Annotated in this window: 7 protein-coding genes; 5 read left to right on the plus strand and 2 right to left on the minus strand. The window is 67.3% G+C overall.

Features of this window, described 5'->3' with window-relative positions:
- Positions 1–46: 46 nt before the first annotated feature.
- Positions 47–1,276, plus strand: coding sequence for a hypothetical protein (locus IPG97_09300; protein MBK6856721.1), 1,230 nt, complete (start codon positions 47–49; stop codon positions 1,274–1,276).
- An 11-nt stretch (positions 1,277–1,287) separates the two neighbouring features.
- Here IPG97_09300 and IPG97_09305 read toward each other — a convergent pair whose 3' ends face one another.
- Positions 1,288–1,947 (minus strand): endonuclease III, encoded by a 660-nt coding sequence (locus tag IPG97_09305; protein MBK6856722.1) that lies wholly within the window; start codon positions 1,945–1,947, stop codon positions 1,288–1,290.
- Between the two features lie 154 nt (positions 1,948–2,101).
- On the opposite strand from IPG97_09305, the gene IPG97_09310 reads away from it, so the two are divergent.
- The 4 genes from IPG97_09310 to IPG97_09325 all read left to right on the plus strand — a co-directional run bounded on the left by IPG97_09310 (position 2,102) and on the right by IPG97_09325 (position 7,286).
- Complete coding sequence (locus IPG97_09310) at positions 2,102–3,058, plus strand: DUF2236 domain-containing protein (protein MBK6856723.1); 957 nt, start codon at positions 2,102–2,104, stop codon at positions 3,056–3,058.
- Between the two features lies 1 nt (position 3,059).
- Positions 3,060–4,283 carry a cytochrome P450 gene (locus tag IPG97_09315; protein MBK6856724.1) on the plus strand — a complete coding sequence of 408 codons (1,224 nt, stop codon included), beginning with the start codon at positions 3,060–3,062 and terminating at the stop codon, positions 4,281–4,283.
- Between the two features lie 54 nt (positions 4,284–4,337).
- Positions 4,338–5,210: a hypothetical protein gene (locus IPG97_09320; GenBank protein ID MBK6856725.1), complete on the plus strand. Its 873-nt coding sequence runs from the start codon at positions 4,338–4,340 to the stop codon at positions 5,208–5,210.
- 102 nt (positions 5,211–5,312) lie between these two features.
- The gene (locus tag IPG97_09325; GenBank protein ID MBK6856726.1) at positions 5,313–7,286 is read left to right on the plus strand and encodes a glycosyltransferase family 39 protein; all 1,974 of its coding nucleotides are present in this window, start codon (positions 5,313–5,315) and stop codon (positions 7,284–7,286) included.
- On the opposite strand, the gene IPG97_09330 is transcribed toward IPG97_09325, so the two are convergent.
- Entirely contained in the window at positions 7,264–11,532 is a 4,269-nt protein-coding gene (locus tag IPG97_09330; GenBank protein MBK6856727.1) for a DUF3367 domain-containing protein, read from the minus strand. The two genes, IPG97_09325 and IPG97_09330, sit on opposite strands and share 23 nt — an antisense overlap.
- Between the last annotated feature and the right edge of the window lie 21 nt (positions 11,533–11,553).

The following is an 11,553-nucleotide window of genomic DNA, read 5'->3' on the forward strand; positions in this document are numbered from 1 at the left end:
ATGGGTGTCGCCGGAAGGCTCGCCTCCTAGGACGTAGCATCGGGCGGTGGCTGTGCTTGACACGACCTATTGCATGAACCTGGCCTTCACGCCACTGTCGAGATCGGTCGCCGATGCCGAGCGGCCAGCGGTCCTTCGAGCCCAGTCGAGAGGGGCCACGCCCTATGAGGACGATGGCTTCGAGGTCCACGCGTGCAAGGCGAGCGACCTGGCGCAGAACGTTTCGGTGCGCCCGAACCTGCTCACCACTGGATTCGACACCGTCGACCTCAGCGGTCATGAAGAACTTCAGCGTGCACTTGCAGGAATCCACCAGGCCGGGAAGATCAGCGACGTCTTGGCCGCGTCTGTGCGGGATGCGCTCGACGGCGCCGAGCTTCCAAGCTCGGGCGGTCACACCCTGACCGTTCTGTACGTGGCCGATGAAGGGCTGATCATGCGCGTCGGCGGACCCAACGGACTTGCCGTGGGTGGGGGAGACACCAAGGGCATGAACGGCCACGCCCCTGCGGTGTCGGTTCACGCCGACCAGGACGTGTACGGCACTCCGTTGGTCCAGCTGATGGACGGCCGGGCGCCGGACCTGTTCCACCACGACTCACCCGACGGCTTCAATCACGACGCCTCGCTGATGCTCGTCAACTTGTGGATCCCCTTGCAGCAGATCACCAGGCCACTGGTGTTGGCCGACGGCGCCAGCTTCGACCGAGCCCGCCATCAGCTCCGCTACGGGCTCCCCACCCAGTCGTTCCTGGACCGGGACCAGGACCAGGTCGTGAACGACATCTGGACCTTTGCCCACCACCCCGACCAGCGCTGGTTCTTCCGTTCGGAGATGGATCAGCGCTCGGCCTATGTGTTCAACACCTTGAGCACGCCTCACGCATCAGCAGTGCTTCCCGGCGAGGACGTGGCCGAACGCTGCTACCTGGGCCTCGAAGCGATCGAAGTGGCACTAGAGGTAGGAGATGTAGCGGCGGCGGCCCGTCTTGTCTCGGAGCTCGACGGCTGTGAGGTTCCTGTCAGCGCACCGCCCGCATTGCGTCAGGCAATCGACGAAATGGTTGACGTGATCACCAGGGCGGGATCGGTCTCGGTGATGGACGTTCGACAGCGTCAAAGGTGGCTGGACAGGGCCCGGTCTGCCCGCAGGAGCGTGCTGCGCATGTCGCTCGAGTTGCGACTGGTTGTCTCCGTCGCATTTGGTGTCGAGCGATTGGGCGAGCCGTCCCATGGGCGCGGCACGTATGAACCGAGACGGAACCTCGACGGCTGAGGAGAGCAGCGTCAGCGTGTCCGGCGCAGGCGGGATTCTTCGGCCATCCGGCGCTTGGTGGCGGCCCACGAGCAGATCGGGCACTCCGCCAAGTCGTGGTTTCGGGCCGGGCACCACTCCCGACCGAAGAAGATGATCTGGAGGTGCCTCCGGTTCCAGGTGTCGACGGGGAACGCCGCCTTGAGGTCCCTTTCGGTGCGCTCCACGGTGGTGCCGTTGGACAGTCCCCACCGGGCGGCCAGACGATGGATATGGGTGTCGACCGGGAAGGCGGGGACCCCGAAGGCCTGGGCCATGACCACGCTGGCTGTCTTGTGGCCTACGCCGGCCAACGACTCCAGAAATTCCCAGTCGGCGATGACATCGCCGCCAGCTTCGAGAATCTGGGTAGCGGCTCGCCACAAGTTGTTGGCCTTGGTAGGGGCAAGACCGACCTCCCGGATCAGTTCCAGGATCCTCTCCGGTCCCAGTTCGACCATCTGTTCGGGGGTGGCCGCCAGCGCGAACAGCGCCGGCGTCACCTCGTTGACCTTCTTGTCGGTGGTCTGAGCCGACAGTGCCACCGCCACCAGGAGTGTGTATGGGTCGTGGTGGTCGAGCGGGATAGGAGGATCGGGGTACAGGTCGTCGAGGATCTCCCCGATCCGGTCGGCCTTGTCATGGCGCTTCACCGCCCGGACCATAACTCCCAAGGGGTCAGAGGTTGGGCCACGGTCGGAGACCTGGCCCGAGCGGCCCGCCCGCCGACGGATCCGCGCGACACCCGGGCCACCTCCTAGTGTCGTCTCGCAGCGACGGCACCGTTTCCTCTCGCAGGAGTCGACCTTGACCACACAGGCCCGATCCACATCCAAGGCCGTCGGCGCTCCGCTCGGGCCGGGGTCACTTCTGTGGGAGACAGCGGGTGACCCGAGGAGCCTCATCCCCGGCACCGGTGCTGGGATCCTCCAGCTCATGCTGCCGAGCTTGGGCGCGGCGGTCACCGACCATTCCGACTTCTTCAGCGATCCCTATGACCGCATCTTCCGCTCCATCCCCTACATCTGGGGAAGCATCTTCGCCCCCGATGATGTCGAAGGTGATCGTCGCGGCCGGGAGATCCGAGATTTCCACCCTGACATCAAAGGGGTAGATGCCGAAGGGCGGAGGTACCACGCCCTAGATCCGGACACCTACTGGTGGGCCCATGCCACCTTCACCTGGGAGTTCTTCCGGGCACGCGAACTCTATTTTCCGTGGCCACTCAACCGAGCCCAACGCAACCAGATGTACGCCGAGTCCGTCACCTGGTATCGCCGCTACGGAGTGAGTGAACGCCCGGTGCCAGCCACCTACGACGCATTCCTGGCCCGCTTCGACGAGATCTGCCGACACGAACTGGAGCTGACCCCGGCCGTCCAATGGGTGCTGGACCCCTCGGCCAACCCGGCTACCGGCGCTCAGCGCATCTCCCTTCCGGGACCGTTCACCCCCCTCAGCGGCTTTGCTACCGACCGCATGTCAGATCTGTTGCGGGTCACCGTCTACGGCAACCTGCCAGATGTGGTCCGGCGTCGCTTCGACATGCGGTGGACCCATCAGGATCGGATCGCCTTCGCCGCGGTGTGCGCTGGGTTCCGGGCGATGGACCCCGCCATTCGGCGAGGCGCGTTGTCCAGCATCTTCCCCGAGCGGACCCCCCACCTCGATCCGCGCGATCACACCCGAGTGGTAGTGGCCGGTCCCAATCCCCGCCAGAGAGCCCGCCGGGCCCACAGCACCGCCATCGCGACGGTGGACTGAGATGGAGGCCACCATCCCGTCGTCGGATCAACCCGCACGCTTCGTGGCCCGAAGTGCCGAGACCTGGCGTGACCCGTTCGGCATGTACCGGGCACTCAGAGATGATGACCCCGTTCACCACGTGGCCGACGGAGACTTCTGGGTCCTTTCCCGCTTCGGGCACGTGTTCGATGCCGCCCGAGACCCAGGCACCTACTCATCGGCGCAGGGCCTCACCACCACCTACGGCGAACGGGAGAGGATCGGCCTCGATGTGGCCGCTCCGATCGTGATGCTCGACCCGCCCGAACACACGGCCTTTCGTCGACTGGTGGCGCGGGCCTTCACTCCTCGCCACGTGTTGGCCATCGAGCCGATGGTCCGGAATTTCGCCGTCGAACGGATCGAACGGTTACGCGCCGGGGGCGGGGGCGACGTGGTGGCCGAGCTCTTCAAGCCTCTGCCGAGCATGGTGGTGGCCCACTACCTGGGTGTGCCCGCTGAGGATCGTTCCCGGTTCGATGGATGGACGGAGGCGATTGTGGAGGCCAACGCCGACGGCAACATCATCGCCGCCGGAGATGCGCTCGGCGAGCTGCTCGGATACTTCGCCGACCTGGTGGACCGACGTCGGGTCGACCCAGGTGAGGACCTGCTCTCGATGCTGGTGACGGCCCAGGCCGAAGCGATCGCAGACGGAGACGAGGGCGCGGTGGACGACGCCCAGATCCTGGGGTTCGCCTTCACCATGGTGGCCGGGGGCAACGACACGGCCACATCACTGCTCGGAGGCTCGGCCGATCTGTTGACCCGCCACCCTCACCAGCGCCAACTCGTGGTCGACCACCCGGAGCTGCTGCCCGGTGCGGTGGAGGAGATGCTCCGACTGGTATGCCCGGTTCAGGGCCTGGCCCGTACGACCACCCGAGACGTGACCATCGACGGAACCACGATCCCCGCCGGGCGCAAGGTGCTGCTGCTGTACGCCTCGGCCAACCGCGACGACCGCGAGTTCGGTGACGGCGCGGAGACCTTCGACGTCACCCGGCCCATCTCTCGGATGATGTCGTTCTCGTATGGTCCGCATCACTGCCTCGGCGCGGCCGCGGCCCGCCTTCAAGCCCGCGTTGTGCTCGAGGAACTGCTGAACCGCTGCCCCGATTTCTCGGTCGATGGAGATGCTGGCCAGTTCGCCCCGGGAAACTACGTGCGTCGCTTCAACCACCTGCCGTTCGCACCTGGCTGAAGGCGGTCGCGGGGATCGTCCACCGCCGTGCCCCGAGTGTGGCAATCTGCCCCCATGAACTCACGGCGCACCGCATCTGTCCTTCTTGCTCTTTCGTTGCTCGCGGCATGCGGAGGCGGCGGGGGAGACGAGGAAGCTGAGACCACCACGACCGCGGCGGGGGCGACCACCACCGCCGCGGGTTCCCCGGATACGGGCTTCGAGATCCCAGAGGTCGAGTTCGAGGACGCTGATTTCCGGGTTCGATTCGTGAACGTGTTCAGCGATGGCGGGGCCGACAGCGAAGTGGACTTCTCCTGGGGCAACTACTCGGCCCGAAGCGACGCGGCCTCGCTCGGTTACGGCGAGGCGTCGGAGATGCTGGAGGGCAAGGTGCCTTCCCAGACACTCACCGATGACCCCGAAGAGGGCAAGGTCGACATGGGTGTGGTTGCCCAACGCTCGGGCGCAGCCGAAGATGACCAGCCGATCATGAGCGACGATGAGATCGTGGCCGAGGGGCAGGAGCTCATCTGGATCCTGGGAAGCGACGAGGACCCGATGAACGCGGGCGCCACCTCCGGAACCTCGCGGTGGATCTTCGTCGACGGCGGAGACGACGACGTTCCCGAGCCGGCTGCTGGTAAGGCCAACCTCTTCCTCATCGAGACCGGACTCGGCCATCTGGAGGACGATTTCGTCACCATGGGAGCGCCCGGAGCCTGCCTGAGCTTCCAGAACGACAGCGGCGGCGGCAATGCCGGCCCGGTGTTCGAGGTGGATCCAGGGTCAATGCAGATCGGCATCTACGACGCCAACGGTGGATGCAGCGAACCGACCGGCACGCTCGTCGATCTGGAGGTCAAGGCCGGGCACCGCTATCTGGTGGTGGCCTACGGGCACACCAAGCAGACCCGGACCGCCTTGATCATCGACCTGGACGAATGACCGCAGCGGCTCGGTTTCCGGCCGGGCCGATCCGCTCTATGTCGACTCGAACCGGGGTAGCTGCCTTCGTGGCTTGGCTGGCTCCTGGGTAGATTCACGGCCTTGTCCAGACCGCGCCCCAAAGGCCCCGTCCTGTGCCAGGTGGATGCCTGCCTCCGGTCTCCTCGGGCGGTGGCGGTGCTCGGCCTGTGCGCCGCCGTGGTCGCGCTGCTGTCGGAACATTTCGTGTACCCCGGGTTCTCCTGGAACCGGGACGAACCGGTCTATCTGTGGCAGTCGGGCCTGCTGCGTAGCGGGCAGTTGACCCTGGGCGATCTCGGGTTCCCGCGGGTGATGCAGCCATGGCTGTCGGGCCACCACCAGGGTGCCTTCTTCTCCCAGTACCCGCTGGGGTGGCCGGTGGTCCTCCTGGTTGGACAGGTTGTCGGATGGCCCCCGCTGTCCCTGGCCCTGGCTGCGGTCCTGGCTGTCACCGGCACCTATGCGCTGGCCTGGGAGATCACGGAGGATCGTCGGGTCGCCGCCATCGGGGCGCTGCTCCTGGTTGCGTCGCCGATACTGGCCGTGCAGAGCGGCGTCTACCTCACCTATGTGTTCGCCTTGGGGTTGGGTACCTGGTTCGTGGCACAGTTCCACGCTGGCGTGCGGGTCGGATCACGTCGACGGGTAATGGTGGCCGGGATCCTCCTGGGCTGGATGGTCATGACCCGGACCTTCGACGCTGTCATGTGGGCGGCGGCGGTGGGTGGCTTCACCCTCATCACACGGTGGAGGGACTGGCGTCGACTTCTGCGCCTGGTGCCCTGGTTCATGGCTCCCCTGTTGGCCATCGTGGCGGTTCAACTGGCCCACAACTTCCATCTCACCGGCAGCCCGTTCGAGTTTCCGATCACCGTTGCCGACCCCCTCGACACGTTCGGGTTTGGCGAGCGACGTCTGATGCCGGCCATGGATGTCGAGAACTACACGTTGGCCAAGGCTTTCAGAGGCACAGCCAAGAACGCCTTCTTCCTTCCATGGTTCGTGGTCGGGGCCTACCTGGGTGTTGCCGTGGCCGCCTTGGCGGCGGTCGCCCGACGGAGGAACACCGATACGCGGTTGCTGCTGGCCATCGTGGTGGCCTTCCCGGTCGGGTACTTCCCGTTCTGGGGTACCAGCGTGTCGGCCCTGGCCAGTCGCTTGAGCGGACCGATCTACTTCGTGCCGCTGTACGTACCCTTGTGCATCCTCATGGCCCAAGGCTTGTTGATCCTGGCCCGGCGATCGGTGAGGGCGGCGGCGGTGGTGACGGTGGCCATGGTGGTGGTGACGGTTCCCGTCGGGGTGGGTCGGATCGGGCTCAACCGTCAGCTCAGCCGGATCCAGCTCGCCTGGCGGGAGTCCACCCAGACGATCCAAGGCCCCGCCGTGGTGGTGGTGTCACCAGCCCGATACCTGTTCGAGCTCAACCCTGCCGGTGGGAACACGGCTGACCTCGACGCCCAGATCCTCTGGGCCACAGACTCCGATCCCGAGGTGATCGACCTGATCGATTCCCACCCCGATCGACGCGCCTTCGTGCAACGGGCCGATGTCCCCACCGCGGAACTGGTTCCGTTGGAGAGCACGAAGCCCTATGGCGTGGAGCTCGTCCCGGCCCAGATCGTGCGGGGCCAGGTGCTGGAGATCCCGGTACGGGTGTCCACTCCCGGTCCGCCCGCGGTGAGCATCGGTTTGGAGATAGACGGCTACGTGTTCTGGCGCGACGTTGCGGCGGAGGCCGCACCCAACTCGACGGTTCACACCACCTGGCGGGTGGCGGCCGACGAGGCCGACGCCGGGAACGGGGGACTCCCGGTCCCGGTCGGTGGGAACACAATCGCCGTTGTGGTCGGGTTCGGGAGTTCACCGGCCGAAGCCAGGGCCAACCCGTCGCTGCGTTACGAGGTGCTGGTCCAGGCCGGCCCTACCATGAGGGCGCTGATCCCCGGCGTCGCCTTCAAACCGGACAAAGGCATCACCGATGAGCTGGTGTGGCGTGACGCCGCCGCAGTAGCCGGATTCGACGTGACGGTCACTGCCCGGCCCGGCTCCTGAGCGCATCGGCGATCACGACAGCGATCACCACCCCTAGCGCGAGCCACCCCAGTTCTGGCCGGTCCAGCGGACGGGCGAGGGCCAGGGCGATCCCTGCGGCCGGGGCCGACAGCCAGACCAGGGTGCGCCACCGACAGGTCGCGGCCGCCACTGCCGCGCATGCCAATCCGATCCAGGGGCGGCTGATGACCGCGACCACCAGGGCCGTCACCAGGGTCGACGTGACGATGCCAGCCAACCCAGCCGGGCCTGGGTCCTCGACCTGAGCAGTTCCAGGGCGTGCGCGTCGAAATGCTGTGGGAGCGAACGTCGGTGCCACGGTCTGCGGTACCGGGCCGCTCGGCCGGGTCGATGCCACCACCGCCAGTGCCAGAACCAACGTGGTCAGGCTCACAGCCATAGCCACCCACACCGTCTGTTGAGGTTGCCACCGGAGTGAGATCGTGATCGGGCCGGACCCGGTGGGCGTGATCATCCATCCGTCGGCGTAGCCGTTCACGAGCGACCGAGGCCCGGCGGTGCCACCGTCGACCTCGAGTTGCCAGCCGGGGCTGGCGCTCTGAGCGAGTACGAACCAGAAGGGATCCCCATCGGCTTGGACGGTTGCTTTCACCGTCGTGCGTTCAACGTTCGAAGTGGTGACGCGGGCTGGAGCCTCTCCGACGTCGAGGCCCCGAACTCCCACTGGACCGGGTTCACCGCCGGCCGCGGAACTGAGGGTGAGCGCATCCGCATCGATTCCGGTGTTCGACCCGCGCGAGACGGTTAGACGATGGGTTCCGGCGGCGAGGTCGACGGGCTCACAGGCTGTGACGGTGAGGGTGCCATCAGCGGCGGGTTCGCCCAGCCGCACCGAAACCGGTTCTCCGTCGATCTGGACCAGGTCTCCACGACAGGCCGGGTCCACGATCCCGGTGGTGGCGACGCCGGCCTGGACGCCCCCGACCTCGGCGATGGCCACGGGCAAGGCGATCCCGGTGGCTGAGGCGTCGGTGAGTCGGGGAACCACCTCGGTCACCGCTATCTGAACGGACCGACCGCTTCTCGGCCCTCCCTCCAGTGGAACCGTCACCGAGCTCAGGTCACCCGGCTCACTCCCCTCGGTCAACCCCGTGATCCGGTGGGTGGTCACCAACTGGCCGTCGATGGTGACCGTCACCTCAGCGGGGAGCGAGTGACGCCCGTCGGCCACGAAGTCCAGACGCAACGACTCGGCCACGCCGAATGGGCGGTCGGCGCTCATCTCGATCCATCCACCGAGGGGCTCGGGCCCGTCGCCAGCACGGTCATCGAACGAGGCGGTCCACGCCGTGGACGGGTCACCATCCACGGCCCGCGATGCCCGGGACCCGGGTGAGCCCTGGAGTCGGCTGGACGAGGACATCTCGATGGTTCCCGCCGTACCCAGCAACTCATCTATCTGTCGGTCCGCCGCGTCGTCGGAGGGGCGGGCCGTGCCGACCAGGGAGAATGACCGGGCCGTCGGCAGGTGAAAGGTGCGGTCCAGGGTCACCTCGTCGTCTGACCGTCGCCAGAGGTCAGCACCGGTCCGGAGCCGGGTGAGGACCAGGTCGAGGCTGTGGTCGAGGCTGGCCGATCCCAGGCGTTCGAGTAGGTCTCGAGGCATCAGCACGCTCTCTTGCACCCGCAGGTCACCGAGGCCGATCTCGGCGAAACCGACGGCGTTGGCCGCCGCGGGGTCCCCGTCCGAATCAGAAACGGCCACGATCTCCACCGTGAGAGACGCGACCAGATGCTCGGGGATCTCGATCACCTGGCCGTCTGGTCGCAACGACTGCGGACCAAGATCGACGTCGATGGTCGACCCGTCGTCGAATCGGAGCCTGGCGCGGGTGACGGTCCGGTCTCGCGGGCCGTCTTGGGGTTGGATCAGGACCACCCGATCGACCACCTGCGGACGTTCCAGGGTGACGGTGAGGCGTTCGCCAGTGGGATCGGACCCACCGACTCGCCACGACGAGTCGAGTCGCCCATCCACCGCGGCCACCGGACGATCTTCAGGTCGTTCGGCCCCGCCCCCGGCGGAGGTGGCCTTGACAGTGGCCCCGATCTGGTGAGCGACGGTCCGAGTCCGGTCATCTGGGGCCGGGAAGGCATGCAGGCGGGCGTCGTAGCCCGACGGCTCGACCATGGTCTCTCCCGCTTCCTCGGTGGCCCCTCGGGTGTCTCGCAACGAGTAGAACCAGGTCTGGATGCGACGCCGGTGGGAGTCGGTGACGATCAGCGCCGCGCCTCGCTTCTCGTGGGCGGACAGCTCAGCCTGGCTGAGCGACCCCGAAAGCAGTACCAGGCCCCGGCCGTCGAGAAGCCCCGCGGCCGCGGCGTCGACCATCCCGTCGGCGTCACCGGCCAACAGGACAGGGCGATCCACGGGGGCTACCCCCACGATGGTCGTCGGCTGCGCCACCTCGATGACGGCCACGGGGGGAAGCTGACTATCGCGGGTCACGCCTTGGTGGGCCTGAAGATCGCTCGGGGTGATGGAGTCCAGTTCAGGGTTGCCGCGGTTGACGAACGCTTCGCCGAATCCGGTGGGCGCGGCCAGGACGGTGGCGGCCGAACCCACCAGGAGGTTCCACATCGAATCCGGGCCGGGCAGGTCGAAGCGATCGAAACGCAGGTCGTTGCGAAGTACCACGGTGCCCGACGCCAAGAACCTGGCGATCGGGGCCACCGCGTCAGGGTCGAGGACTCCGTTCTGGATCCGCCGGTCAAGGGCATCCAACAAGAGGGTGGAACCGGTCGAACCTTGGGGAAGGATCTCCCGGGCCAGATAGGGCCGGTCCAGGAGTAGGGGGGTGACCGGTTCGACCGCGTTACCCCACCGGTAGTCGGCGAAGTTGGCCCCCGGCACCTCCAGGACCCGTGTCGTGGAGCCGGCCTCGTCGAGGTATCGGGACGCTTGCACCCAGTGGTCGGGCAGCGTCTCGGGACGGTTCATGCCGTCGGTCAACATCCCCACCCGGGCCACGGGCGCCAAGCCACCGAGTGCGGCCAGGACCACCACCGAAGCCGCGGCCCAGCGGGCCCGGTCCGGCATGGCCCGGACCCCCGCGGCCAGTATCAGGGCCAGGCCGAGGATCAGAACGGGAACCACCCGAGGGTGGTTCCTGAAGGCCAGACCGGCCGAGGTCGATTCGACCATGACCCGGAAAAGTCGGCCCACCGGGCTGGGCTGGTCATAGGGCCAGGCCCCGACCGCGATGACCATGGAAGCCACCAGACCCACCGTCAGCCACCGGTGGCTCCACCTCACCACGGTGGCCACCGACAGGGCCAGGACCGGGATGACGAAGCTCAATGCGATGGCCAGGCGATGGTGCTCGTAGTAGTCGGTCTGGTCGAGCGACCATCCGGCCCGATCACGGCCGTAGAAGAACCAGTTTCCCAGCCCGCGCAGGACATCGTCGGGTGAGGACCGCTCGGCCACGGTCCGCAGGTTCTCGGTGACCTGCAACACCGGGATTCCGTAGCCACCCTGTACGCGCAGGCCGGCCAGCCACCATAGGCAGATCGGCAGGGTGAAGACACCGATGCGCGCCGCGGCACCTGCCGTGGCCCGAGGTCCGAGGCGGCTGGGCCGGGCCGCGTCGATCAGCACCACCAACGGACCGATGGCGACGAGCACCAGCGAGGCCGCGTTCACGCCTGCGGCCGAGAAGGTGACGAGGGCGAAGAGGGCGGGATGGCGCCACCCGCCCCGGTGCACGGCCCGGCGGGTCAGCTCCACCAGCCACGGCAACCCGACCCAGGGCAACAGAAGCACCGACGTTCGAGCGGTGAAGGCCAACTGGTAGGGGGTCAGGGCGTAGACCAGAGCGCCGGCCAGGGCAGCCATACGGCCTAGCCCCAGGGAGCGCATCAACCATCGTGCGCCTAGCGCCGCGGTCAACGTCAACGATCCGAGCCACAGGCGTTGCGCGACCCAGTCCGGCGCTCCGATGGTGTCGAAGAGCCAGAACCATGGCCCCATGGGCCACAGGTAGCCGACGTGTTGGTGGGGCACGGTTCCTGCCGCCACGGTGGGGTCCCACAGGAAGGGGGCGTCACGCAGGAACCCGCCGGGATCGACGTAGAGCGCCTGTTTGCTGTCCGAGCTCAGCTCACCGGGCGAGGATGCCAGGAACGGCAGGTAGGCGACCAAGGCCAGCACCACCACATCCAGGCGGGCGACCACGGCTCGGGCCGTCCTGCTCGTTGGTGTCTCTCGCTCCCGGCGGCTCACCGAGGCCTCCTGGCCTGGTCG

The organism is Microthrixaceae bacterium (assembly GCA_016702505.1).
In the GTDB taxonomy this organism is placed as follows: domain Bacteria; phylum Actinomycetota; class Acidimicrobiia; order Acidimicrobiales; family Iamiaceae; genus Aquihabitans.

Excerpts from the sequence above, each read along its gene's own strand:
- IPG97_09315 (MBK6856724.1), top strand. The coding sequence starts at position 3,060 with ATGGAGGCCACCATCCCGTCGTCGGATCAACCCGCACGCTTCGTGGCC.
- IPG97_09320 (MBK6856725.1), top strand. The coding sequence starts at position 4,338 with ATGAACTCACGGCGCACCGCATCTGTCCTTCTTGCTCTTTCGTTGCTC.